Raw genomic sequence first — 26,658 nt, forward strand, 5'->3', positions numbered from 1 at the left:
AAACCCTTGAACTTGTCTCTGTTCAAGGGTTTTCGTTTAATTTTGATGTAACTTTAATGAAGCTTTAATAAAGTCACGGAATAAAGGCTGTGGTCGCGTTGGTCTTGACGTAAATTCCGGATGGAATTGGGATGCCACAAACCATGGGTGATCCTCGATTTCAATAATTTCAACAAGGCGGCCGTCAGGGCTTGTCCCGGAGAACATAAATCCTGCTTGCTCCATCGCCTGGCGGTACTGATTATTAAACTCGTAACGATGACGGTGGCGCTCATAAACGACTTCATCGTCGTAGGCGATATTGGCTTTTGAGCCTTCCGTCAGTTTACAAGGATATAAACCAAGGCGCAATGTTCCGCCGAGGTCTTCAATGTCTTTTTGTTCCGGCAATAGGTCAATAACAGGATGTTTTGTATTTGGATTGATTTCAGCAGAGTGCGCATCTTCCAGGCCGAGAACATTACGGGCAAACTCTACGGAAGCCAATTGCATTCCAAGGCAGATGCCGAGGAAAGGTGTTTTTTGTTCACGGGCATATTGGATTGCAAGTAATTTCCCGTCAATTCCGCGATCACCAAAACCACCAGGAACGAGAATTCCATCTACACCCTGCAGAAGTTCAGTGACATTTTCGGACGTTACTTCTTCTGAATTGATCCATTTAATTTGCACGTCGGCGTCAAAGGCATAGCCGGCATGTTTCAGTGCTTCTACAACGGAAATATAAGCATCCTGAAGTTCGACATACTTGCCGACAAGCGCAATCGTTGTTTTTTGCGAAAGATTGACAACCCGGTCAACAAGCTCCTGCCATTCTGTCATATCTGCTTCAGCACATTGGAGCTTTAGATGCTCACAAACGATCTTATCAAGATTCTGGTCCTGAAGTGCTAAAGGCACAGAATAAAGGGTTTCTGCATCCCGGCACTCAATAACAGCTTTTGGTGCGATATCACAGAACAAAGCGATTTTATCTTTCATATCATCCGATATAGGCATTTCGGTACGAACAACAATCACATTTGGCTGAATTCCAAGGCTGCGAAGTTCTTTCACACTATGCTGCGTCGGCTTTGTTTTCATTTCACCTGCCGCTTTAATATAAGGAACGAGCGTACAGTGGATATACATGACGTTATCACGGCCGATGTCACTCTTAATTTGGCGGATTGCTTCTAAAAATGGCAGCGATTCAATATCGCCAACCGTTCCGCCAATTTCAGTAATCACAACATCTGCGTTTGTTTCACTGCCTGCCCGGAAAACCCGTTCTTTAATTTCATTCGTAATATGCGGAATTACTTGAACCGTTCCACCCAGATAATCACCACGCCGTTCTTTTTTCAGAACAGTTGAGTAAATTTTTCCTGTTGTCACATTGCTGAATTTGTTGAGATTAATGTCGATAAAACGTTCATAATGACCTAAGTCAAGATCTGTCTCGGCGCCGTCATCGGTGACGAATACTTCACCATGCTGGTAGGGACTCATCGTTCCCGGATCCACGTTAATATAAGGATCAAATTTTTGGATCGTGACATTGAGTCCGCGATTTTTTAATAACCGGCCCAGTGAAGCTGCGGTGATTCCTTTTCCAAGCGACGAAACGACCCCGCCTGTTACAAAAATATACTTTGTCATCTGTGTTTGCCCCCTCTAGAGATCAGTTTGTGCATATTAACCTTTATTTAAAGGTTGTATCAGCGAAAAATTTTGCTCAGCTTTTTATACCGTGCATGGAAAAATTTCCGGATAAAAAAATAAAAAACGCCCCACCCACAAAATCAGTAGGGGAGCGTTTGATCGGCTAAATTTTAACGTTCCTTTTTAAGGAGCCCAAAAAGAATTGTACAAGCCCTTTTTCAAAAAGTCAAGATGATTGATTATCTATTTGTCCGCGTCTTCGTCAACGACTTCGTCTTCCTCGTCTTCTGCCTCTTCATCAAGGTCATATTCATCTTCGGTTTCGAGAATTTCCTCATCTTCATCATCAAAGTCTTCATCCAAGTCGTCTTCTTCAATGAGATCGTCATCCCCGAGCAAGTCATCGTCCTCATCATCATCGTCATTATCATCAAAGGTGTCGAGCTCATCGTACTCAATCTCTTCTTCCTCAGCATCATCAAATTCAACGACGTCGAGCTCATCTTCATCGACAACCTTTTTAGCCTTTTTCTTTTTTGGTTTAACTGGTGTGACTGTATCTTCTTCACTTTGGTCGATAGGATACCAAACACGCAGGCCCCAACGGTTGTCACCCAGACATAAAAAACGTCCATCTATATTTAAGTCTGTATAAAACTGTGCAATCGTTGTCTTTACTTCAGCTTCGCTAAGCTCCAGACGGGACGTTAATGCTTTCATCATTTCGTGAAAAGGAACCGCTTGTTTTTGATCATGCAGCCACTCGTAAGCGGCTTCGATTAATGAAATTTCTTTTAATTGTTCTTTTGTGTATTGTTTTAAGCTCAACTTCGGCACACTTCCTTTCTCTATTTCGCGCTCTTATATGAGCGATAACGGCAATTGGAAATGGAATCTCCCAAAATACATATTCTTCATTATAAACAAATTCTTAGCGTTTATGCTACTTCTATCTGCGGTTTCCATCACTTTTTTTCACTGTCCGATTCGCTTCTTTCCCGGTTACCCTGTTTTTGATCCGGCTGCCTTGAAAGCTGATTTACAGCAAGACTGAAGAAAAAGATGGATAAAAGGAAAAAAGAAATTGCCCCGAGCTGCCGTTGATATAGGTAATACAGCGCGGCAAGTGCACCAACAAATGAAGCAATTAAAAAAAACTGTCTCAAAATCTTTCACATCCTGCATCTCATCTTTGAAGGCTCACGGATTTCATCCAATATGGATTATAAAGGATTGTACAATCATTTATATTTTCGAAGCTCCGTTGTACGGGATGACATTTCTTTTTTGATATGTACGGAAAGAATAGCATAAATAGAAGCATTTTTCGAGCCAAATTTTGTTAGCAAAAGTATTTGCATAATATAAGCTCCGCATCGTCCAGACAAAAATGGCTTATAGCGCTTGGCTATAAGCCATTTTAACAGATTGTTACATATTGCGGCGATATTGGCCCCCTACCTCGTATAAAGCGTGGCTAATTTGGCCGAGACTCGCTGATTTTACCGTTTCCATTAATTCAGCAAACACATTACCACCGGTGACAGCGGCCTTTTTCAGCCTAACAAGGGCTTCGTCACCATGAACACTGTTTCGTTCCTGGAACTTTCGCAAATTATTGATTTGCAACTCTTTCTCTTCCTTTGTTGCCCGGGCAAGCTGCATGCTGTTTACCTCATCTTCAGTAGGAGGATTCGGATTTAAATAAGTGTTGACCCCGATAATCGGCAGCTCTCCTGAATGTTTTTTCATTTCATAATACATCGACTCTTCCTGAATCTTTCCGCGTTGATACTGGGTCTCCATCGCACCGAGCACGCCGCCGCGGTCGTCGATCCGCTCAAATTCCTGCAGCACGGCTTCCTCAACAAGATCTGTCAGCTCTTCAATGATAAACGAACCCTGGAGCGGATTTTCATTTTTCGTTAAGCCATGCTCTTTCGTAATAATCATTTGGATCGCCATCGCCCGGCGTACAGATTCTTCGGTTGGAGTCGTAATCGCTTCATCATACGCGTTTGTATGGAGCGAATTACAATTATCATGAAGGGCCATTAATGCCTGTAAAGTCGTACGGATGTCATTGAAATCGATCTCCTGTGCATGGAGAGACCTGCCTGAGGTTTGAATATGGTACTTTAGCTTCTGGCTTCTTTCATTTGCCCCATACTTATCGCGCATAACGGTTGCCCAAATGCGGCGGGCTACACGGCCAATAACCGTATATTCCGGATCGAGGCCGTTCGAGAAGAAAAAGGACAAATTCGCTGCAAAGTCATCAATATTCATACCGCGGCTTAAATAGTACTCAACATAGGTAAATCCGTTGGCAAGCGTAAATGCCAGCTGCGAGATCGGGTTGGCGCCTGCTTCAGCAATATGATAGCCGGAAATCGACACGGAATAGTAGTTGCGGACTTTATTGTCAATAAAATATTGCTGGATGTCTCCCATCATCCTGAGGGCAAATTCAGTTGAGAAGATGCACGTATTCTGGCCCTGGTCTTCTTTTAAAATATCAGCCTGAACCGTTCCCCGGACTGTTTGCAAGGTAAATTCCTTTACTTGCTGATATTCTTCCTCGTTCAAGCTGCGCCCGAGCTTTTCCTCGCGCATCCGGACCTGTTGATCGATCGCTGTATTCATGAACATCGCCAAAATGATCGGGGCCGGACCGTTAATCGTCATCGACACGGAGGTTGACGGATCGCACAGGTCAAAGCCCGCATAGAGTTTTTTCATATCATCAAGGGTACAAATGCTGACGCCGCTCTCGCCGACTTTTCCGTAAATATCGGGACGGTAGTCCGGATCTTCTCCATAGAGAGTTACGGAATCAAAGGCGGTGCTTAATCGTTTCGCAGGATCATCCTTTGAAAGATAATGAAAACGCCGGTTTGTTCGTTCCGGTGTTCCTTCGCCGGCAAATTGCCGTTTCGGGTCCTCACCCTGCCGCTTAAAAGGAAACACACCTGCTGTATACGGAAAGAATCCCGGAACATTTTCTCTGTAAACCCAGCTTAAAATCTCACCATAGTCCTTGTATTTCGGAAGCGACACTTTTGGAATCGCCAGTCCGGACAGGCTCGTTGTCTTTAATTCAGTGACAATTTCCTTGTCGCGGATTTTCGTTATGAACTGGTCAGCCGCGTACTTTTGCTTTAACTGCTCCCAGCCATCGAGAATTTTTGTTGATTCAGCTGTCAGCTTCCTTTTTACATCGGCCCTTAAAGCTTCGAGGGAAGCGACAACTTCTTCGTTGTGCTGTTGTTCTTTTACAGCGGCAATCGCTCCGTTAAGCTGAAACAGCCGGCGGGCAAGTTCGGCTTGTTCCTGCGCTTTCTTATGATAAGTCCGAACCTTGTCGGAAATTTCCCGCAAATAGTAGCGGCGGTCATTCGGGATGATCACATTCTGTTTTTCTACAAGAGCGGTTTTTTGAAAAGATGTTGACCATCCTGTACCGGCCTTTTCGTTTATCTTGTCGATTAAGGCAGCAAATAGAGCGTTTGTGCCCGGGTCGTTAAACTGGCTCGCAATCGTGCCGTACACAGGCATGTCATCAAGCTCTTTATCAAACAGCCTATGGCTGCGCTGGTATTGCTTTTGAACCTGGCGCCGCGCATCCTCTGAACCTTTGCGTTCAAATTTATTGATGACAATCAGATCGGCATAATCGATCATATCGATTTTTTCAAGCTGGGTCGGAGCCCCAAATTCGCTTGTCATCACATACATCGATAAATCACATATTTCCGCAATCTCTGCATCTCCCTGGCCGATGCCGCTCGTCTCGACAATCACGAGGTCAAACCCGGCTGCTTTTACAACTGCGATTGCATCCTTAATCGCCAAGGAAAGCTCATTTTTCGAAGATCGTGTTGCCAAACTTCTCATATAGACGCGCGGTGAAAAAATTGCGTTCATGCGTATCCTGTCTCCGAGGAGGGCCCCGCCTGTTTTTTGCTTAGTCGGATCGACAGAAAGGATGGCGACTCTTTTTTCAGGAATTTCATTGATAAAGCGGCGGATCAGTTCGTCTGTCAGCGAGCTTTTCCCCGCTCCGCCCGTACCGGTAATCCCAACGACCGGCACCGGCTTAGCGATTTTCTTCACTTTTTCCATTAATGTTTCAACAGCGGCAGCTGCTTCATCCTTCAGGCCGACTTGCTGTTCCGCCAATGTAATCATTTTCGCAACAGCAGCGGTCTCACCTGCCTGAAGCTTTTCAGTGAAACCGTCTGCTTCCGCAGGGGCCGTTTGAAAATCGCATTCCTTCAGCATCAGATCAATCATGCCTTCCAATCCAAGCTGGCGCCCGTCTTCGGGAGAAAAAATCCTTGCTATTCCGTAGTCGTGCAGCTCGTTTATTTCACGGGGAATAATCACCCCGCCACCGCCGCCATAAAGGCGGATGTGGGATGAGCCTTTTTCCTTTAACAGATCGTACATATATTTAAAATATTCTACATGGCCGCCCTGATAAGATGAAATGGCGATGCCCTGGACGTCCTCCTGGATGGCAGCATTGACAACCTCTTCGACAGAACGATTGTGTCCAAGGTGAATCACTTCCGCACCGCCAGCCTGGAGAATGCGGCGCATGATATTGATTGAAGCATCATGACCATCAAATAAGCTTGACGCTGTTACGAACCGAATATGGTGCTTTGGCTTATACTTTTCAATCGTTTTCATCCTCATCCCCCTCGTATTCCGTTAAACAAGAGCTCCGTCTGCAGTTCAATATATTCGTCAAGGGAATAAACCTTTTGCAGGGCCCAGCGGCGAAACCCCCACATTTGCCCTTGGACGACGATGCTATGGGCAATGAATTCAACTTGTTTATCCGTTAAAGCAAGCTCGCCATTTTCGACACACCGCCGGATCACATCTTCAAACATTGAAACCATTTCAAATTCCTTTTTCAATACATATGGAAGGGCATCCTTTGACAGCGATTTTGCTTCCTGGTACATGACGAGCACTTCATCCTGCATTTCATCCATGACCTTAAAATAGTTGGCGATTCCAAGCTTCAAGCTCTCGAGTGTTCCCTCGGTTTGATCAAGGTCTTTTTGAAGCCGGTCGCGCACCTGGTCATAAATACTGTCGCAGACAAGGTATAAAACATCCTCCTTCGTGCGGATGTATTCATATAAGGTTCCAATGCTGAAACCGGATGCTTTAGCGATCTCCCTTGTCGTTGTACGATGAAAGCCTTTTTCTTTAAAAAGGCTGACTGCCCCTTTAATCATTTGGTTGCGCCTTTTGATTACAAGGCGTTCATCCTTTACCGAAGCATGCACTTCCCGTTTATTAATCACGTTTTCCAACCGCCTTTGTTGTCTCCTATCTTTATAATAAAAGCAGCGGAGACCATACTCCCGGAGATTCTTTTGATAAGAGCAAAACTTAACAGCCAAAAATCTGTTTAATCGTTTATTTCGTCAAGAGGCGCGAGATCACCAGCCTTTGGATTTCCTGCGTTCCTTCATAAATTTGCGTAATTTTTGCATCGCGCATATATCTTTCAACCGGATAGTCCTTCGTATAGCCGTAACCACCAAATACTTGAACCGCTTCTGTTGTAACCTTCATCGCTGCATCCCCGGCAAAAAGCTTTGACATCGCAGATTCTTTCCCGTAAGGAAGTCCTGCTGATTCAAGCCATGCTGCCTGATAGGTTAAAAGCCTGGCTGCTTCCACACTTGTCGCCATGTCGGCCAGCTTAAAGGCGATTCCCTGCTGGGCAGCAATTGGCTTTCCAAATTGTTCGCGCTCCTTTGCATAATCAACCGCAGCATCCAGCGCACCCTGGGCAATCCCGACCGCCTGGGCTGCAATCCCGTTGCGGCCGCCGTCAAGAGTCATCATCGCAATTTTGAAGCCGTCACCTTCCTTGCCTAAAAGGTTTTCCTTTGGAACCCGGCAATCTTCAAAAATGATTTCTGTTGTTGGCGAGGAACGAATTCCTAGTTTTTTTTCTTTTTTGCCGACGGAAAAACCGGGAAAATCTTTTTCAATGATAAATGCGCTTGTCCCTTTATGTTTACTGCCCGGATCTGTCAGCGCAAATACGACATAAATATCAGCAATTCCACCATTGGTTATAAAAATTTTCGATCCGTTCAAAACATAGTGATCGCCGTCAAGGCGGGCCGTTGTTTTCATGGCGCCGGCATCCGAACCGCTGGCCGGTTCTGTCAGTCCGTAACCACCAATCTTCTTTCCCTCTGCCATTGGCCGCAAATACGTCTGCTTTTGCTGCTCACTGCCAAACTTATATAAAGGCCAGCCCGCAAGCGACGTATGAGCCGATAACGTTACACCCGTCGAAGCACAAACACGGGACAGCTCTTCAATAGCGATACAATAAGCGAGATAGTCACTGCCGATGCCGCCGTATTCTTCCGGCCACGGGATCCCTGTTAAGCCGAGCTCGGCCATTTTATCGAATATATCGTGGTCAAAACGCTCTTCTTCATCCCGTTCTGCCGCTGATGGCGCCACTTCATTCCTGGCAAAATCCCGGACCATTTTTCGAATCATTTCATGTTCCTCAGTGAGCTGAAAATTCATTCGTTTACCCTCCAATTATACGTTTTTGCTGATAACAAGCCGCTGAATTTCGCTGGTGCCCTCGTAAATCTCGGTAACCTTTGCATCACGAAAATATCGTTCGACTGGGTAGTCTTTTGTATATCCGTAACCGCCAAAAATTTGCACCGCTTCAATCGCCGTTTCGACTGCCGTTTGTGAAGCAAACAACTTCGCCATCGCGGCTTCTTTTCCACAATTAACACCTTTTGAACGCATTTCCGCCGCCCGGTATATTAATAGTTTGGCAGCTTCAATATTGGTCGCCATATCGGCGATTTTAAAGGCAACCCCCTGTTGGGCGGCGATTGGTTTGCCGAATTGCTGGCGTTCCCGCGCATAGGAGACGGCTGCTTCGAGAGCGGCCTCTGCAATGCCGAGTGCCTGTGCAGCGATCCCGATTCGCCCGGCATTCAGGTTGGCCATCGCTATTTTAAAACCTTCTCCTGGCTTGCCAAGGACGTTTCCCGCTGGAATGCGCATATCCTCAAACACAAGCTGGACGGTCCGGGATCCGTGCAATCCCATTTTCTGTTCATCTTTCCCAACAATAAATCCAGGAGTGTCCTTTTCAACGATGAAAGCGGTAATCCCTTTGCTGCCCGCCTCCTCGTTCGTTCTCGCAAAAACAATATATACGTCTGCTTCGCCACCGTTTGTGATAAACACCTTTGAGCCGTTCAGAATATAATCTTCCCCATCCTTGACAGCCTTTGACTTTAAGCTCCTTGCATCCGAGCCCGAACCTGGCTCAGTCAGGCAAAAAGCGCCTAAATACTCTCCTGAAGCAAGCTTCGTCACATATTTTTTCGTTTGTTCGTCCGACCCGAAGAAAAGAATCGGGTTTGTGCAAAGAGAGGTGTGGACCGAGAGGATGACTCCGACCGTTGCACTTATTTTCGAAATTTCATGGATAGCGATAATATAGGAAGTGAAATCCATGCCGGAACCGCCATATTGCTCCGGGATTGGGATTCCCATTATGCCAAGCTCACCCATTTTCGTCAGGACTGCGCGCGGGAATTCACCTTGTTCCATCTTTTCAACAAATGGGGCGATTTCATTGCGGGCAAAATCGCGGACCATTTTTCTGATCATTTCCTGTTCTTCTGTAAATCTCAGGTTCACGCTAATCTCCTCCTGCGGGGTCAAGTTGCTGATCCAGCCCTGCCTCTATTCATACACATAGAAGCCCCGGCCCGATTTACGCCCAAGCCAGCCTGCTTTCACATATTTGCGCAGGAGCGGACAAGGGCGGTATTTATCATCGCCAAAGCCTTCGTGCAATGTTTCCATAATGTATAAGCAAGTATCAAGACCGATAAAGTCAGCAAGGGTGAGCGGTCCCATCGGATGGTTCATCCCAAGCTTCATCACTTCATCGATCGCCTCCTTTGAGGCAACCCCTTCATACAAAGTGAAGATCGCTTCGTTAATCATCGGCATTAACACACGGTTTGAAACAAACCCCGGAAAGTCGTTCACTTCAACGGGAACCTTGGCAAGCCTTTTCGTAACAGCTTCGATTGTTTCATAGACTTCATCTGTCGTTGCCAGGCCGCGAATGATCTCGACGAGCTTCATCACCGGCACCGGATTCATAAAATGCATGCCAATGACTTTTTCGGGCCGACTCGTAGCTGCAGCAATCTCGGTGATCGGCAAAGACGACGTATTGCTGGCCAAAATCGCCCCGGGTGAAGCAATTTGGTCAAGCTGTGAAAAGATTTTCATTTTCACGTCGAGATTTTCCACAGCTGCTTCAATAATGAGATCGGCCTTGTTTGCATCTTGAAGATCCGTGGATAAAGTAAGCCTACTAATGATCTCATCCTTTTGCTCAGTGGTTAATTTTCCTTTTTCAACCTGCCGCGAAAGATTTTTTAAAATAATCCCCATGCCCCGGTCTGTAAATTCCCGCTTTAGATCGTTCAAAATGACGTTAAAACCTGCCTGGGCACAAACCTGGGTAATGCCTGAGCCCATTTGTCCTGCACCGATCACCATGATTGTTTGAACATTCATACGCTACACCCCCCGAATCATTTTAAAAATTATTGCTTTGGCACTTCAATCATCACTGCATCACCCTGGCCGCCACCGCTGCAAATCGCCGCGATCCCGATACCGCCGCCGCGCCGTTTCAGTTCATGCATTAAGGTGATAATGATCCTCGCTCCGCTCGCGCCGATCGGGTGGCCAAGCGCAACAGCGCCGCCGTTCACATTCACTCTTTCTGTGTCTAAGTTAGCAATTTGACTGCTGGCCAATGCAACGGCTGCAAAGGCCTCATTGATTTCAAACAAATCGATTTCTTCTAAAGACTTGCCCGTTTTCCGTAAAATTTCGTTAATGACGAAGCCTGGTGTCTTCGGGAAATCCTTTGCTTCAACAGCAACCGCAGCATGGCCGATTACGTATGCCTCTGCTTTCCTGCCCTCCAGCTCTGCCCGCTTCTCACTCATTAGCACAAGTGCGGCCGCACCGTCATTAACTCCGGGTGCATTACCTGCTGTAATCGTGCCTTTAGAATCGAAGACAGGGGATAGTTTCGCCAGTTTTTCAAGTGAAGTATCCTGGCGCGGGGCCTCATCACTGGAGATGACGAGTGGATCACCCTTACGCTGCGGTACCAGAACGGCAACAATTTCCTCAGCAAGTTTTCCTGATTCAATCGCTGCAATGGCGCGCTGGTGGCTGCGATAGGCCCACTCATCCTGCTTTTCACGGCTTATTTCAAGCTCTTCGGCGGTGCTGTTTCCGTACGTGCCCATATGAACTCCGGTAAAGCTGCAGCTCAATCCGTCATGAACCATCAAATCCTTGACCGAAGCATCGCCCATCCGGAGTCCCCAGCGCGCTTTCGGCAAAATATATGGCGCGTTGCTCATCGACTCCATTCCACCTGCAACAATGACCTCCTCATCGCCAGCGCGAATCATTTGGTCGGCAAGTGTGACACTTCTCATTCCTGATGCACACACTTTATTGATCGTTTCAGTCGTTATGTTCCAGGGAAGTTCAGCATGCCGTGCCGCCTGCCTCGAAGGAAGCTGGCCCTGGCCTCCTTGGAGGACCGTTCCTAAAATCACTTCTTCTACGTCTTCAGGCTTTACATCAGCACGCCGAAGCGCTTCCTTGACAGCAATCCCTCCAAGCTGGGAAGCAGTGAAACCGCTCAACGCTCCGCCAAATTTACCAAACGGTGTTCTCACTCCGCTTAAAATAACGGTTTTGCCCATCCAAAACCTCTCCTTTATAGTTGATTGAATGAATTTCATAAAGCAATTCTTGATTTGAAAAACGCACAGTTACTTAAAGTAAACTAATTTCGGAACGTAATATGCCGGCACAACACGACTGAACGCTCGCTCAGGCACTGCGCAAAGAAAAAAGGTCTCCCTGAAACTATTCACTCAAAAATGTAAGCGCTTTTATATATAATTATATAATACTTTAATAATATTAAGAATTAAAATACTTTATATAAAATTCACAAAACTCTGCACGCGAAATTTTTATTCAGAAAAAGAAGGGGATGACAGCCGAAGCCTCACCACCCCAAACCATTTAAGAAACAAGCGCTTGCTGGGTGCCGCACACTGCTTTTTCAAGCAATTCCGCGACATCATACGTCTGCACTGTCTCTTCAACCTCTTTTGCTTTTGTTCCATCTGAAATCATCGTTAAACAATATGGGCAACCCGAACTGATTACGGATGGATTTACTGCTAATGCCTGCTCAGTACGAGCAACATTAATCCGGTGTCCCGTTTCTTCTTCCATCCACATTAATCCGCCCCCGGCCCCACAGCACATGCCGTTTTCGCGATTGCGTTCCATTTCGACAAGCGTGACACCCGGAATCGATCTGAGGATTTCACGCGGCGGATCATACACATCATTGTAACGACCTAAATAACAGGAATCATGGAAGGTGATCGTTTCGTTGACCTCATAGCGCGGCATTAGCTTCCCTTCTGCCACAAGCTTCGCCAAAACTTCAGTGTGGTGATAAACCTCGGCAGTTAATCCGAAATCAGGGTACTCATTTTTGAAAATGTTATAAGCATGCGGATCGATCGTGACGATCTTTTTCACTTCGTTCTTTTCAAATTCTTCAATATTTTTCGCGGCCAACTCCTGGAACAAAAACTCATTCCCAAGACGGCGCGGCGTATCACCTGAATTCTTCTCTTTGTTTCCTAAAATCGCAAACTTGACGCCTGCTTCATTTAACAGCCGAGCAAACGAAAGTGCAATTTTTTGGCTGCGGTTATCGTATGACCCCATCGAGCCGACCCAGAATAAATATTCAAATTCTTCGCTTGCTTTTTGCATTTCCTTAACGGTTGGAATGTGGACATCGTCGCGGACCTCACGCCATTCTTCGCGCTCTTTGCGGTTCAGTCCCCACGGATTCCCCTGGCGCTCAATATTCGTCATTGCCCGTTGTGCATCGGGATCCATTTTCCCCTCGGTCAAAACTAGATAACGGCGCAGATCGATAATTTTGTCGACATGTTCATTCATAACCGGGCACTGGTCTTCGCAGTTCCGGCACGTCGTACAAGCCCAGATTTCTTCTTCGGTTATCACTTCGCCGATCAGGCTTGGATGATAAGCAAGTCCGGCAGCCGATTCCTCTGCCCCCTGGCCAGCAGAAGCAAGCGCAATTTGGTTTCCCTTTGTATGCGAAAAAGCAAAGGTCGGAACCCATGGCTGTTTGGATGTAATCGCCGCACCGTGGAAGGTCAGATGGTCACGGAGCTTGACAATCAAGTCCATCGGCGACAGCATTTTACCTGTCCCCGTTGCCGGGCACATATTTGTACAGCGGCCGCACTCGACACAAGCGTACAAATCGATTAATTGCAGCTGGTTGAAATCCTCGATTTTGCCAACACCAAATGACTCCTGAGATTCATCTTCGAAATCAATTTTCTTAAGCTTTCCTTTGTCTTCAAGGCGATCGAAGTATACATTGGCAGGCCCGGCAATTAAATGAGCATGCTTTGATTGGGGCACATAGACAAGAAAAGCAAGCAGGAACAATAAATGTATCCACCATGCAATATAGAAAATAACGATCGAAGCCGTTTCACCGATTGCGGTGAAGCCCGACGCAATTACGGAAGCTACTGGCTCAGTCCAGGCAGTTTCATGCCCGTGCCAGATCATGCTCATCCCGTTTCCAATCAGCACTGACAGCATAAGGCCGCCAATGAATAAGAGTACAAGCCCGGATTTAAAGCCTCTTTTCAGGCGGACGAGCTTTTCAACATAACGGCGGTAGAAGGCCCAAACAACCGCAATTAGCACCATTAACGTTACAAGCTCCTGAAAAAAAGTAAATCCCGGATAAAGCGGGCCGAGCGGAAGGTGCGAGCCTGGCTTAAAGCCTTTCCAGATGAAGTCGATCGCACCAAATTGGACGAGTAAAAACCCATAAAAAAACATGACGTGAATGGCACCGCTCTTTTTATCCTTCAAGAGCTTCTTTTGGCCGAACACATTCACCCAAATGTTTTCAAGGCGATCCTTGAGCCGGCTGTCAAATTCGGATTTTTTTCCCAGTTTAATAAAAGCAATCCTGGTTTTAACCACATATACAAACAAGCTGATAGCGTAAGCGGTTACAAACAAGAATGCAATCAAATTGATCCACAGTAACCCATTCATTGTCGGATAAGCTCCCTTCCCTGAAAATTGATGGGAATCAGCAAAGTGCCAATCACCATTTGATAAAAATTTTCAAACAATCAAATTTTCTGAATTCATCTTATAGTTCTATTATATAATGAATGAGCATTCAGTCAATAATTTTTATTTATTGCTTAAGACCCATTTCCCGTCAGGGTCACTCAAGGAAACATTCATAGAAGCTTTATTTTAGGAAAATATAAAAGAAAGTGACTGGGGGAGCGGATATCGTTGAAAATTTTATTAATTATACTGGGCGCTCTTTTATTGCTGGCAATTTGGATATCCCTTGATTTCCAGTTTGGCCGCAAGGCGCAGCTTGCGAGAATAACGAGAATAAATTATCCAATCAGGGAGAGCAATCTGCAAATATTTACAACAGGACCCGAATTATTTTCCGACTATTTTTCGCTGCTTAAAAACGCGAATCATCATATACATATTCTTTTTTATATCGTAAAAGTCGATTTAATCAGCAAAGAATTTTTTGCGATCCTGAAAAGTAAAGCGCAGAGCGGAGTAGAGGTGCGACTGCTGCTGGACTGGATGGGATGCAGAAACATTTCCCGCCGTGTCATAGAGGATTTGAAAAGGGCAAATATTAAATTTGCATTTTGCCACATCCCGAGATTGCCGTTCCTTTTCTATAGTTCACAAGTGCGAAACCACCGAAAAATGACGATTATTGACGGCAAAACCGGATATATGGGCGGCTTCAACATTGGAAAAGAATACATTGACCAGGACCCAAAATTAAAGCCTTGGCGCGACTACCACCTGAAAATTTCCGGAGAGGGAGCAGCGGATTTACAAAGGGAATTTTTAAAGGATTGGCGGATGGCGACGAAGACAAACTTGCTGAATAATTCCATTTACTTTCCTGAGCTTGAAAAGGGCAACAGCCGCCATCAGGTGCTTCCGTCAGAAGGATTTTATTTGGAGGAAACTTTTTCAGCTTTAATCCGCAAGGCTGAGTCGACAATTATTATCGGCACCCCCTACTTCATTCCAAGCAAACGAATTTTTGCTGATTTGTTGAAAGCACTGAAGCGCGGGGTAAGGCTGAAGGTGCTTGTCCCCCATATGACCGACCATTTGTTTGTAAAAGAAGCTTCTTTTCGATACTTAAGGCGGCTCATTCAGGAGGGTGCCGAAGTCTATGATTATATGAAAGGCTTTTACCATGCAAAGGTAATTGTAATCGACGATAAAATCTGCGATATCGGCACGGCAAATTTCGATAAAAGAAGCATATTTTTAAACCATGAAATCAACTGCTTTATCTTTGACCGCGCTTTCATTGAAAGAGTTCGCAATATACTCGAAATCGATTTACTTAATTCCAAGCAGATCACATTAAGCGAGCTCAACAAACCCAATCTTTTGAGGTCGATCAAAGAACAAGCCGCGAAAGCGATCTCTTTTTTCTTGTAATAAGCAGATTGATTGCCTGGATATTCTTCAGAATACACCAGGTCTATTCCAACCATTTAACCAACATGAACGCAAATAGAGACCGGGCCTGTCCAGCCAGTCTCCTATTTGCGATCATTTAGTAAGGTTTTGAATCCATGGCGTGATCATTTCAAATACTTTGAAGCCCAAATAAATCCCGACAATTCCTGTTATTCCTGCCAATGCCGGCGGTGCAGGGATCGGCAGCTTGAATAACGCAAAAATAAATCCGACTATGAACCCCGTAATCAATGCCAAAATAACAACCTTCATATTAAAACTTCCTCTCATGGCTCTAATTTTTGCTGGCCACCGTGCCATAACCCTAATGATATTGTTCCCTGTACTTTAAAATTCGATTAGAGCTTAAGCCGTAACCAAGCTTCGGAATACTAAAGGCTTCCGCTGCACGGAAGCCTGGTTGTATGTTACATTTTTTCCGGTGCTGAAACGCCGATTAAGGCAAGGGCATTTCTTAACGTGATTTGCACCGATTTCACTAAAGCCAAGCGCGCTTTTGTCAGGGATTCCTGCTCTGGATCGAGCACCTTTTCGGCATTATAAAAGCTGTGAAACGCTGAAGCCAGTTCATAAATATAGTTTGTAATCCGATGCGGCATCCGCTTTTCGGCAGCTTCTGTGACAGCCTGCGGGAATTCACCAAGCTTTTTCAACAGATCGATTTCTTTTTCGGCCTGAATGAGCGAGAAATCCGCCTCACCTGAATACGTCAACCCCTGTTCGCCAGCCTGGCGCAAAATGCTGCTGATTCGGGCATGCGCATATTGAGCATAGTAAACAGGATTTTCGTTCGATTGGGAAACAGCCAGGTCAAGATCAAAGTCCAAATGGGTATCGGGACTTCTCATTGCAAAGTAATAGCGGGTCGCGTCGAGGCCGACCTCGTCAACAAGGTCACGCATCGTGACGGCTTTGCCTGTCCGCTTGCTCATCTTCATCTTCTCACCATTTTTATACAGATGGACGAGCTGGATGATCTCCACCTCGAGGGCATCCCGCGCATAACCGAGTGCTTGAATCGCCGCTTTCATCCGCGGAATATAACCGTGGTGGTCAGCTCCCCATATATTAATCAGCTTCTCAAAACCTCTCTCAAGCTTATCTTTATGGTAGGCAATATCCGGTGTTAAATAAGTATAAGAGCCATCCTGCTTGATCAAGACCCGATCTTTGTCATCACCAAGCTCTGTGGAACGGAACCAGACCGCGCCATCCTGTTCGTATATATAGCCGTTTTCCCTCAGAGTCTGCAGCGCGGCCTCAATTTTGCCATTATGGTATAAAGACGTCTCTGAATACCAGACATCAAACGGAACCCTGAAGTTTTCAAGATCGTTCTTTAGTTTTTCCATCTCATACTTCAATCCATATTCGCGGAAAAAATCGAATCGTTCCTGTTCGTCTGCATTTACATATTTATCGCCAAATTCCTCGGCCAGTGCTTTCCCGATTCTGATGATATCTTCGCCATGGTAACCGTCCTCAGGCATCGGCTTGTCCAGCCCAAGCGCCTGAAAGTAACGGGCTTCTACTGAGAGGGCAAGATTGTTGACCTGGTTACCAGCGTCATTAATATAGTATTCACGGGAAACATGATAACCTGCTTTTTCCAATATGTTACATAACGAATCACCAACAGCGGCACCCCTGGCATGACCGAGATGGAGGTCACCGGTTGGATTCGCTGAAACGAACTCAACCTGGACTCTTTGGCCGTTTCCGGTCGTCGTTTCGCCATATTTATTATCCTGTTCAATGATCGTGGGAATCAAGTCTATCAGGTAACTGTTATTCATATAAAAATTAATAAAGCCAGGGCCCGCTATTTCTATTTTGTCAATCGAGGCTTTAGATCGGTCAAAATGGCTGATCAATTCTTCCGCAATTGTGCGCGGTGCTTTTTTAGCGATGCGCGCCAGCTGCATCGCCATATTCGTCGAATAATCGCCGTGTGATTTTTCTTTTGGAATCTCCAAAATCACATCGGGAACATCCTGTTCCGCTGCCAGATTGGCTTTGACAACCGCAGCTTTTATTTCTTGCTTTAGTTTGCTTTGGACTTGCTCAACTATGTTCATTGCCCTTCCTCCTCGTATGTAATTGTCATTTGGTAAGTCCCGGCCTTGTCATTTTCCATAAAAAAATCGTATAACAATTCGAGCGACCCGGAGCAAGCCTGGTCCTTAACGATATGCTCTAATCTTTTCACAGTCGCCGAGGTTCTGAAAGTTCCGTACGGGGTTTCATAGCTGCCAGCTCTTTTTTGGCCGCGGCTGAGCGCGAGCCTCATCTTGATGGCACCGCTTCTTAAGATCAACGCATCGCTTCCAGCTATTTTTACAATCGTTTTTATTTGGCCTTCTTCCATCGCCTCTTCATATTGAAGATAGGTGTCGTTATCCTTGTGAAAGTGTTTGCCAAATGTGGTCAGTTCATAAGTCTCCTGATCGTTGTCTTGCTGAATAATTGTTTTTACATTTATTTTAACGGGCATTTGTTCCGCTGGGTTGTTCGACAACGGCAAAACACGTCCTTTTTTCTACTTTATTATAACTTTCTAAGTATAAATATTTTGAGTTAAAAGTGCAAGAAAGCCTCAATTTTTGCCGCACTAAAAAACGGAGACGAGCTGTCTCCGTTTCATTTTTTCTTATTTAATCCAGCCGAGAATCATTTCACGAAGCAGCTTGCTTGCCGTATTGGCTGTTTGTTCGGATGGGTCATAGACAGGGGCGACTTCGACAAGGTCTGCGCCAACTACACGAACATCTGATCCGGCAATTTCGTGGATGGACGCCAGCAGTTCCCTGGATGTGATTCCGCCAGCATCGACAGTACCGGTTCCCGGGGCGTGGGCAGGGTCCAATACATCAATATCAATTGTGACGTATACAGGGCGGCCGGCGAGCGTCGGCAGGATTTCCTTTAATGGCTTATGGACTTCAAATTTTGAAATATGAAGCCCTGCTTGTTTGGCCCACTCAAACTCCTCCTTCATTCCTGAACGAATTCCAAAGGAATAGATGTTCCCGGGACCGAGCAATGCTGCTGCCTTCCGAATCGGTGTCGAGTGGGAAAGCGGCTCACCTTCGTAATGCTCCCGCAAATCTGTATGGGCGTCCATATGGATAATGGCAAGATCCGGATATTTTTTGTACATCGCTTTTATGACCGGCCATGATACTAAATGCTCGCCGCCCATTCCGAGCGGAAACTTTCCGTCGGCAAGAATCTTCCCGACGAACTCTTCAATCGCTTCAATGCTTTTTTGCGGATTTCCGAATGGAAGCGGAATATCCCCGGCATCAAAGTATTTAACATCCTCAAGCTCCCTGTCGAGATATGGGCTGTATTCTTCGAGACCGATTGACACTTCCCTGATCCGGGATGGGCCAAACCGGGAGCCGGGGCGATAGCTTACCGTCCAATCCATCGGCATGCCATAGATGACGGCTTCGCTTTCATTATAATCCGGATGGCTCTTAATAAAGACATTGCCTGAATATGCTTCATCAAAACGCATGGAAAAACCCCACTTTATATGTAATCTGGACAGCCCTGCAGCTCATGGCCGTCCTCCCTGAAAATTACTTTGTTAAGTCACTGACGAATTTTGGCAATACGAAAGCTGCTTTGTGAAGCTCTTTCGTATAGTACTTCGTATCGATATCATGAAATCGATCGTCGCTTACTTCGAGTGGATCATACTTTTTCGATCCAATCGTAAACGCCCATAACCCGCTTGGATATGTCGGGATATTTGCAACATAAAGCCGGGTAATCGGGAATATTTCTTTGACGTCCTTTTGCACACTGCGGATCAAGTCTGCTTTAAACCACGGATTATCTGATTGAGCCACAAAAATGCCATCCTCTTTCAACGCTTTTGAAATTCCGGCATAGAACCCTTTTGTAAACAGGTTCACGGCAGGTCCGACAGGCTCTGTCGAATCAACCATAATGACATCATATTCGTTTTCACTTTCGGCGATATGCATAAAGCCATCTCCAACCTTGACGTCGACACGCTCATCATCAAGCTTGCCGGCGATTTCAGGCAGGTACTTTTTCGAGTATTCAATGACTTTGCCGTCAATATCAACGAGTGTCGCTTTTTTAACGCTCGGGTGCTTTAAAACTTCGCGAATGACGCCGCCGTCACCACCGCCGACGACAAGAACATTTTCAGGGTTCGGGTGTGTAAATAAAGGTATATGCGCCACCATCTCATGGTAAACAAATTCATCTTTTACAGAAGTCATGACCATATCGTCAAGAAGCAGCATATTGCCCCATTCTTCTGTTTCGACCATATCGAGCTTTTGAAAGTCTGTTTGTTCTGTATGTAAAGTGCGTTTTACCTTCATCGTAATCCCAAAATTATCTGTTTGTTTTTCTGTAAACCAAAGTCCCATATTTATCATCCTTTCGTTATTACGCTGCAATCTATGTAAACACCGATTCTGCTTCACTTTATAATGTTCCCCAACCGGTTAATTACAAACATGAGAAAAAGTATAGAGGAATCTAGCAAAAATGCAAGAAAAAAATTGTTTTATCATAGGCAATGTTTAAAACCCGGCTGTTTTTTTCATACTGATAATAGCTTTGTGGCTGAGCATTTTATTAATGGAAAAACAGGGGGTGATTCCTATCGAGATTATGACCGATCGTCGGTTTCGCAAAACAATCAAGTACGTAAGAGCATTTTTGATCATCAGTTTAATAGGAATTGCCTTCATGGTTGTCCTTATTACCGGTATATTGGGATATGCAAAAATATTGGGAGCGCCGCCGCTCGCAGTTCCGCAATCGACATTGTATTACACGGATGACGGAACCGTTCTCGGTGAAAGCAACAGCGGCCAGAAACGCTACTGGGTTCCGCTTGAAGATATTTCCCCTTCGTTAATTGAAGCAACTGTCTCGATTGAGGATAAAAGCTTCCATGAACATCATGGCTTTGATTACAAGCGAATCGCCGGTGCTGCCCTGGCTGATCTAAAAGCTCTTTCTAAAGTGCAGGGAGCAAGCACAATTACTCAGCAATATGCGCGTAACTTGTTTCTTGCGCATGAGAAGACGTGGAAACGGAAAATTCTTGAGGCCTTTTATACGATTCGTTTGGAAATCAATTATTCAAAAAAAGATATATTGGAAGGATATTTAAATACCATTTATTATGGAAACGGCGCTTATGGTGTTGAAGCAGCAAGTCAATTTTATTTTGGCAAAAGCGCCGGGGAATTATCCGTTGGCGAAGCCGCTTTGCTTGCGGGCATTCCGAAGGGTCCCGGTGTTTATTCCCCGTTCGCTTCAATGGAAAAAGCAACGGAACGGCAAAAGGTGATATTAAATTCGATGGTCGAGGACGGCTACCTGAAGAAAGAAGCAGCTGAACAAGCTGCAGCAGCGCCGTTAACGCTAACTGGACAGCATCTTCATTTACAAACCGAAACCGCTGCATATTTCCAGGACTCAGTCAGAAACGCGTTGAAAACCGAGTTGAAGCTAGATGACCGCACGATTGCACTTGGCGGTCTCAAAGTGTATACAACCCTTAATCTCGAACAGCAGGAAATCGCGGAAAAGACCGTTAAAAATTTGATCTCAAAGGATTCTGAGATTCAGCTTGGTCTTGTCGCGATGAATCCAGGCAACGGCCATGTTAAAGCAATGGTTGGGGGCAGGGATTATCGGCAAAGCTCTTTTAACCGGGCCGTCCAGGCTATACGCCAGCCTGGCTCAACGATCAAGCCATTGCTATATTACCAGGCACTTGATGAGGGATTCACACCGTCAAGTACAATGAGAAGCGAAAAAACAACCTTTCAATTTGAAGAGGGAATGGCTGATTACACCCCGCATAATTATAACAACCTTTACGCAGAAGATGATATTACGATGGCCCAGGCACTTGCGGTTTCAGATAATGTATTTGCCGTAAAAACTCATCTCTTAATGGGTGAAAAATCGCTTGTTGAGACGATAAAGGACTTTGGCATTTCTACTAAAATGTCGGATGTGCCATCCCTTGCGCTTGGCACCTCCGGGGTGCGCGTTATCGACATGGCAAATGCATACAGCCTGCTTGCCAATGGCGGAAAAAAGGTAGCCCCAGTGTTCATTGAACGAGTCGAAAACCACCGCGGTGAAGTGATTTATGAGTATAAAAATTCAAAGGAAACGATTCTCCGTCCGGATCTTGCGTTTGTGATGACCCATATGATGACCGGTGTGTTTGACAGGAAGCTAAACGGCTACACAACCGTAACAGGGGATACGATCATCAAAGACATGACGCGATTGTATGCAGGAAAATCAGGTTCCACCGATACGGATAGCTGGATGATTGGCTTTGCCCCGCAGCTCGTTACGGCCGTTTGGACAGGGTATGATAAAGGAAAACCGATTGAGCTCACCGCCGAAAAATCGTATGCGAAAAACGTCTGGGTCCATTTTATGGAACAGGCACTGGAGAATGAACCAATCAAAGCGTTCAAACCTCCAAAAGGGGTTGTCGGTGTATATGTGAATCCGGTCAATGGAAAATTAGCGACGGAAGACTGTCCGATAAAACGGTTAACTTATTTCGCGGCAGGTACTGAGCCGGTCGACTATTGTACAGAGCATATCGAGGATGGAAACAATCGATCCACGGAGCCGAAACATCCGAAAGCAAAAGCACCATGGTATAAGAAAATATTTGAGTGGATTCCGTAATTTTTTTCGTATAAAAAACCCCCGGGGGCTGATTCCCGGGGGTTTTCCTGTCCTAGTTCTAACGTGTTCACGTTGTTAAATAGTTTACTTTTTTTATCAGAATTGGGCAAGTACTTATCACAAATAATTCACCAATTTGTCACAAATCCATAAATAAAAGGAAATTACTGTGCGCTGCGCGTTAAGCCTTCCCGCAGCTCAGGTTCCGAACGATTCCACATTCCTTGATCATGGTTTTGCAGAAATTTTGCTAAAATCTCTTTTGACCTGTTGTCCATATGCTCAACGATGATGTGGCGCTTAATCGATTTATCCAGACGGTTTACATGCTCCGGCAGCAATTTGTAACCCCTTCTAATCGCCCGGTCAACCGTCATTTCACAGGCTGTCACCCCGGCATAGTACGGTCCTGTTTCTTTCCGGTCTATCGTTACCCAAACAAGCCAGTATGGTTTTCCGTTTGGAACGTCTTCCTTGTTAGCAAGAAACTTGATCCCTTTTTCGACAACACTTCTGGCATGCAACGCTCCAACATCTACAACGGCTTCGCCTTCTTCTACATCAACAATCACCGGCGAAACATTGTCAAGGCTTAAAGATCCTCCACCAAAACCGCCGTGTCCATCAGTTGGGTCACTTTTAATAATATTAAAACCGATCGATTTCTTTTTCTTTTCTTCCATATGTGCATCCTCCTTGTAACAGGTCCCTTATCATAGAAATAACTGGTAAAAAAACTGGTCAAGCCCGTTAAAAATCACCGGAAAGAAGATATTAAAAACGGGTTGAATCGTATAATCGCCTAGCGGTGTAATTACCAGGATAATAAATATTAACGAACCGTATGTTTCGAACTGCGTCATTTTAGCCCGAAGCTGCCGCGGTGCCAGATCTTCGATAATCCGGTAACCGTCCAATGGCGGAAGCGGCAGTAAATTGAATACAAACAGAATTAAGTTTAGCCGGATAAACATTTCCAAAAACTCGGGGATGAACTCCGGCAGACTATTGGCCAGGCCGGCTGAGGCCAATCCATATAATAAGGCAAAGCCAATCACTGTGAGAACGAGATTGCTGAGTGGACCCGCAACTGAAACAGTGATGCCGGCCAGCTTTGGATTTTTAAAGAAAAACCGGTTCACGGGAACAGGACGAGCCCAGCCGAATCCCGCAATAAAAATCAAGATGGTTCCGACCGGATCCAGGTGCTGAATCGGGTTTAAGGTCAGTCTGCCTTGTTTTTTTGCGGTCTCATCACCAAATTTGTAGGCTGTATATGCGTGGGCGAATTCATGTACCGTAAGTGCGATGATAAGCGTTGCCGCCACATAGGGAATTTGCTCAAGTGGAAAGGCAAGAAATTGTTCCAATGATCCTGTCTCCTTTATGAAACGCTTCGTTTTTTACTTATATCGTTCCTGTCTGCAATCATATGGTTCGCTCTGATCTTGCTCTAAGTTGATACAGATAGGAATCGCGAGTATTAAGTAAAGTATACATGAAACCGGCGTTAAAGTGAAAAATGGAGATATTGAAAAAAGCCTGTGCGAACTTTAAGATTCCCTGCTTTAACAAGCGTCAAGAGGGGGATAATCCCGTTTGATATGGTAAAATCGTTAAAACGGACAATATCCCCCGTTAATAAACGAAATTTGGAGGAAATCAACCATGCCTTATGTAACCGTTAAAATGCTTGAAGGAAGAAATGAAGAGCAAAAAAGGGCGCTAGTCGAAAAAGTTACCGAAGCCGTTAGCGAAACAACCGGGGCTGCACCAGAGAAAATTGTTGTTTTTATCGAAGAAATGTCTAAAAACCATTATGGTGTGGCTGGAAAACGGTTAAGCGACGAATAGGCTTGCAGATAAAAAAGCTAAGCATCCTTATGTACGGGCGCTTAGCTTTTTCGCTAAAGTTAAAGATCCTACTGAAGTTTAGCTTTTTGTTTCAGTTCTTCAATATACTGATAGGCACTTTCAATTTCTTCTTCTGTATAGTGCTGCTTGCTTTTTAGCGTAAATACTTTTTCGCTGACCTCAGCTCGTGAAAGATTATCAAAATACAATACAGTGGAAACAAGCTCGAGAAATCTAGCATTCTGGCTGTTCATATCAATTAGGCAATCCTCAAGGCAAGGTATGACCACTTGATTGGAACTCAAAAATTCTTTCCCTGACTCTGTCAAAGAGTAGCGGTATTGAAAATAGCCGCCCGTTTTTTCTTTCTGCTCATGCAGAAACCCCATATTGCACAGTTCTTCGACTCTTAGAGTAAGCTCCTCCGAATATGGGCCGTAAAAATGAAATTGGAATCTTTCCTGAAAAGGAAACGATACTTTCTTGGCAATATAAATGATTTTCTGCAGCTTTTTTCTGCCGACTATTTCCTCAGCAGCCGCAACTGCATACATTAATTTAGCATGGTCTTTTAGCAAAATCCGTCATCTCCTACCCCAATTATTACAGATATCCGTTTTAGTCGTTATGTAGTGATCCAGTAATTACTGAACTCCGGGCATAAGATACCGGGTTCTGCTTACTGTAAGTTATATTGTCAATTCCGCCCCATTTTCCCTATAGTTCGAGAAGCTCCCGAATATGTTGTTTAATATTATGGTTCACAGAATCATCCATTAGCATATCTTCCGGAAAATAGAGCTTATGGTCGGTTCTTCTTTTTCCCGATACAGATTCGACAATTTCCGATAGCCTTGACAATTCGCGGATATCACCGTTTTTCAACTGCAGGTGAATCGGCAGCCTTTCCTCCTCTTCACCCGGGCGATAGAAATCATAAGGCAGGTCTGAAGAAGAGTCGACCACCAAATAATATTCCGGATCAATTCCTGCCTTAACGAACAAAGACGACAACTCATGAAGCTTTTTGTATTCTTTTGCCGGATCGAATTCGATGTATTTAAAGAGGTTCCGATTCATAAAGCGCCTGCAAAGATCGCTTAAAATTTCATCCTCTTCATCCTGCCATATTTGAAAATAATAAAGGAATACAGCTTCATCCAACCTCAAGTAATCTTCAAGAGTAACTTTCCCATCAAAAAGGGAATAGAAATGGAAGGGATCGAACTTAAACGAATAGGATTTTTCATGAAGATCCTTGGCCCGGTGGAGGATTTTTGTGAGGACCACTTCAGCACTTCGCGTTACTGGATGAAAATAAACCTGCCAGTACATTTGATAGCGGCTCATAATATAGTCTTCCACCGCATGCATTCCGCTCTGTTTAAAAACGACCTGATCCTCGCGCGGACGCATGACCCGGAGGATTCGTTCCATATCAAAATGGCCGTAGCTTACTCCAGTATAATAGGCATCACGCTGCAGGTAATCCATCCGGTCAGCATCAATTTGACTTGAGATCAAACTGACAACCAGTTTGTTTTTATATGTTTTCGCAATCACTTCAGCGACTTTTTTCGGAAAATCGCTGGCTACTTTCGCTAAAACTTGATTGACCTCTGTACCTCCGAGGAGAATCTCCTGGGTAAATTGTTCATGATCGAGGTCAAAAACTTTTTCAAAAGAATGGGAAAACGGACCATGTCCCAAATCATGCAACAGTCCGGCACACAATGAAAGCAAGCGCTCATCGCTGTTCCACTCCGGCCTGCCATTAAACACGCCATCAACGATGCGGCGGATAATCTCATAAACTCCGAGTGAATGATTAAAACGGCTGTGCTCAGCACCATGAAACGTTAAATAGGTTGTTCCAAGCTGTTTAATCCTGCGGAGGCGTTGAAACTCCTTCGTACCGATCAAGTCCCAGATCACGCGGTCACGGACGTGAATATAGCGGTGAACCGGATCCTTGAATACCTTTTCTTCGCTTAACTTCTCAGCCGAATAAGCCATTCTGTCGCCTCTCTCTATTTATCCCTTCTATGGGGCGAACCCCATGCTCATGGAACACTTATATATTCATATTATATCCGGTTTCTTCCGGCAAATCACCTTGTATTTCTGCAAAATTCGACGCATTTCTCGTAAAGTCTAACAAGCGCTTTGGAAATAGATCGGGTGATATACCCGCGCTGTTGGTACATCACGCCATACTCCTGGCCAAATTCGTTTAACCATAAAAAATCACCTGAGGACGAATATCCAAAGGTGATTTTATTTATTCAGCTTCTTTTGTATTTTTTCGATTAATTCAGGTTCTGTTAAGGCAGCCAAAGGCCGGTTATTTACAAAAGCGAATGTTTTTTTTCGGCCTGGTCCACAATAGGACTGGCAGCCAATCTCTATTTTCGCTTCAGGATCCACTTCTTTTAACTGGGGGATCAGCGTCTTTAAGCTTACTGCCTGACAATCGTCGCAAACACGAAATTCGTTTGCCATTTATTTTACAACCCTTTCCGCGGTATGCATAAACCTCGTTACTGGCTAAAGGGTATTTTACATTTTATCGCATCTTAATGCAAGCCGAAAATATATACAGAACAGCGTGGAATTGCTATTTTTCCCAGCATAGTTAACCATTTCTATCGAAACGGA

Annotated in this window: 23 protein-coding genes; 3 read left to right on the forward strand and 20 right to left on the reverse strand. The window is 45.0% G+C overall.

Translation table 11 applies throughout. The features are described 5' to 3' along the window. Positions 1-36 precede the first annotated feature (36 nt). The 10 genes from CVD23_RS08985 to CVD23_RS09030 all read right to left on the reverse strand — a co-directional run bounded on the left by CVD23_RS08985 (position 37) and on the right by CVD23_RS09030 (position 13,926). The gene (locus tag CVD23_RS08985; protein WP_101665802.1) at positions 37-1,641 is read right to left on the reverse strand and encodes a CTP synthase; all 1,605 of its coding nucleotides are present in this window, start codon (positions 1,639-1,641) and stop codon (positions 37-39) included. Between the two features lie 246 nt (positions 1,642-1,887). After that, a complete protein-coding gene (rpoE, locus tag CVD23_RS08990) occupies positions 1,888-2,481 on the reverse strand; it encodes a DNA-directed RNA polymerase subunit delta (RefSeq protein ID WP_308303530.1) in 594 nt (197 codons plus the stop codon). 128 nt (positions 2,482-2,609) lie between these two features. Next, positions 2,610-2,810 carry a hypothetical protein gene (locus CVD23_RS08995; RefSeq protein WP_245917554.1) on the reverse strand — a complete coding sequence of 67 codons (201 nt, stop codon included), beginning with the start codon at positions 2,808-2,810 and terminating at the stop codon, positions 2,610-2,612. A 265-nt stretch (positions 2,811-3,075) separates the two neighbouring features. Next, positions 3,076-6,342 carry a fused isobutyryl-CoA mutase/GTPase IcmF gene (gene icmF, locus CVD23_RS09000; RefSeq protein WP_101665803.1) on the reverse strand — a complete coding sequence of 1,089 codons (3,267 nt, stop codon included), beginning with the start codon at positions 6,340-6,342 and terminating at the stop codon, positions 3,076-3,078. A 2-nt stretch (positions 6,343-6,344) separates the two neighbouring features. Beyond that, positions 6,345-6,968 (reverse strand): TetR/AcrR family transcriptional regulator, encoded by a 624-nt coding sequence (locus tag CVD23_RS09005; RefSeq protein ID WP_101579389.1) that lies wholly within the window; start codon positions 6,966-6,968, stop codon positions 6,345-6,347. 118 nt (positions 6,969-7,086) lie between these two features. Beyond that, positions 7,087-8,226, reverse strand: coding sequence for an acyl-CoA dehydrogenase (locus CVD23_RS09010; protein ID WP_101665804.1), 1,140 nt, complete (start codon positions 8,224-8,226; stop codon positions 7,087-7,089). 15 nt (positions 8,227-8,241) lie between these two features. Further along, positions 8,242-9,372, reverse strand: a complete 1,131-nt coding sequence (locus CVD23_RS09015) for an acyl-CoA dehydrogenase (protein WP_101665805.1) — start codon at positions 9,370-9,372, stop codon at positions 8,242-8,244. A 45-nt stretch (positions 9,373-9,417) separates the two neighbouring features. After that, the gene (locus CVD23_RS09020) at positions 9,418-10,269 is read right to left on the reverse strand and encodes a 3-hydroxybutyryl-CoA dehydrogenase (RefSeq protein WP_101665806.1); all 852 of its coding nucleotides are present in this window, start codon (positions 10,267-10,269) and stop codon (positions 9,418-9,420) included. 29 nt (positions 10,270-10,298) lie between these two features. Next, positions 10,299-11,486, reverse strand: coding sequence for an acetyl-CoA C-acetyltransferase (locus CVD23_RS09025; RefSeq protein WP_101665807.1), 1,188 nt, complete (start codon positions 11,484-11,486; stop codon positions 10,299-10,301). A gap of 328 nt (positions 11,487-11,814) precedes the next feature. After that, positions 11,815-13,926 (reverse strand): heterodisulfide reductase-related iron-sulfur binding cluster, encoded by a 2,112-nt coding sequence (locus CVD23_RS09030; protein ID WP_101665808.1) that lies wholly within the window; start codon positions 13,924-13,926, stop codon positions 11,815-11,817. A gap of 252 nt (positions 13,927-14,178) precedes the next feature. Here CVD23_RS09030 and cls point away from each other — a divergent pair, with 252 nt between their 5' ends. Continuing rightward, positions 14,179-15,381, forward strand: a complete 1,203-nt coding sequence (cls, locus tag CVD23_RS09035; protein WP_101665809.1) for a cardiolipin synthase — start codon at positions 14,179-14,181, stop codon at positions 15,379-15,381. 114 nt (positions 15,382-15,495) lie between these two features. On the opposite strand, the gene CVD23_RS09040 is transcribed toward cls, so the two are convergent. The 5 genes from CVD23_RS09040 to speE all read right to left on the reverse strand — a co-directional run bounded on the left by CVD23_RS09040 (position 15,496) and on the right by speE (position 19,838). Continuing rightward, on the reverse strand, positions 15,496-15,675 hold the full coding sequence (locus tag CVD23_RS09040; RefSeq protein ID WP_101579387.1) for a XapX domain-containing protein: 180 nt from the start codon (positions 15,673-15,675) through the stop codon (positions 15,496-15,498). A 155-nt stretch (positions 15,676-15,830) separates the two neighbouring features. After that, a complete protein-coding gene (gene argS / locus CVD23_RS09045; protein ID WP_101665810.1) occupies positions 15,831-17,501 on the reverse strand; it encodes an arginine--tRNA ligase in 1,671 nt (556 codons plus the stop codon). Next, positions 17,498-17,941 (reverse strand): DUF1934 domain-containing protein, encoded by a 444-nt coding sequence (locus CVD23_RS09050; protein ID WP_101579390.1) that lies wholly within the window; start codon positions 17,939-17,941, stop codon positions 17,498-17,500. Before CVD23_RS09050 ends, argS begins: the two co-directional genes overlap by 4 nt. A 132-nt stretch (positions 17,942-18,073) precedes the next feature. Next, entirely contained in the window at positions 18,074-18,946 is an 873-nt protein-coding gene (gene speB, locus CVD23_RS09055; protein WP_101578103.1) for an agmatinase, read from the reverse strand. A gap of 64 nt (positions 18,947-19,010) precedes the next feature. Continuing rightward, complete coding sequence (gene speE, locus CVD23_RS09060) at positions 19,011-19,838, reverse strand: spermidine synthase (protein WP_101578104.1); 828 nt, start codon at positions 19,836-19,838, stop codon at positions 19,011-19,013. Between the two features lie 214 nt (positions 19,839-20,052). Here speE and CVD23_RS09065 point away from each other — a divergent pair, with 214 nt between their 5' ends. Continuing rightward, complete coding sequence (locus CVD23_RS09065; protein ID WP_257988238.1) at positions 20,053-22,146, forward strand: transglycosylase domain-containing protein; 2,094 nt, start codon at positions 20,053-20,055, stop codon at positions 22,144-22,146. A 164-nt stretch (positions 22,147-22,310) separates the two neighbouring features. Here the strand turns inward: CVD23_RS09065 and CVD23_RS09070 are convergent, their stop codons facing one another. Both CVD23_RS09070 and CVD23_RS09075 read right to left on the reverse strand, forming a co-directional pair. After that, positions 22,311-22,829: a YwhD family protein gene (locus tag CVD23_RS09070; RefSeq protein WP_101578105.1), complete on the reverse strand. Its 519-nt coding sequence runs from the start codon at positions 22,827-22,829 to the stop codon at positions 22,311-22,313. A gap of 30 nt (positions 22,830-22,859) precedes the next feature. Beyond that, the gene (locus CVD23_RS09075; RefSeq protein ID WP_101578106.1) at positions 22,860-23,516 is read right to left on the reverse strand and encodes a site-2 protease family protein; all 657 of its coding nucleotides are present in this window, start codon (positions 23,514-23,516) and stop codon (positions 22,860-22,862) included. Between the two features lie 280 nt (positions 23,517-23,796). On the opposite strand from CVD23_RS09075, the gene CVD23_RS09080 reads away from it, so the two are divergent. Beyond that, a complete protein-coding gene (locus CVD23_RS09080) occupies positions 23,797-24,000 on the forward strand; it encodes a 2-hydroxymuconate tautomerase (RefSeq protein ID WP_257985665.1) in 204 nt (67 codons plus the stop codon). A 68-nt stretch (positions 24,001-24,068) separates the two neighbouring features. Here the strand turns inward: CVD23_RS09080 and CVD23_RS09085 are convergent, their stop codons facing one another. The 3 genes from CVD23_RS09085 to CVD23_RS09095 form a co-directional block, all read right to left on the reverse strand. Continuing rightward, the gene (locus tag CVD23_RS09085; RefSeq protein ID WP_101578108.1) at positions 24,069-24,578 is read right to left on the reverse strand and encodes a YwgA family protein; all 510 of its coding nucleotides are present in this window, start codon (positions 24,576-24,578) and stop codon (positions 24,069-24,071) included. A 139-nt stretch (positions 24,579-24,717) separates the two neighbouring features. Then, positions 24,718-26,016 carry an HD domain-containing protein gene (locus CVD23_RS09090; protein WP_101578109.1) on the reverse strand — a complete coding sequence of 433 codons (1,299 nt, stop codon included), beginning with the start codon at positions 26,014-26,016 and terminating at the stop codon, positions 24,718-24,720. 261 nt (positions 26,017-26,277) lie between these two features. Then, positions 26,278-26,502, reverse strand: coding sequence for a DUF1450 domain-containing protein (locus tag CVD23_RS09095; protein ID WP_101578110.1), 225 nt, complete (start codon positions 26,500-26,502; stop codon positions 26,278-26,280). Between the last annotated feature and the right edge of the window lie 156 nt (positions 26,503-26,658).

The sequence above is a fragment of the Bacillus sp. V33-4 genome (assembly GCF_002860225.1).
In the GTDB taxonomy this organism is placed as follows: Bacteria; Bacillota; Bacilli; order Bacillales; family Cytobacillaceae; genus Bacillus_BJ; species Bacillus_BJ canaveralius.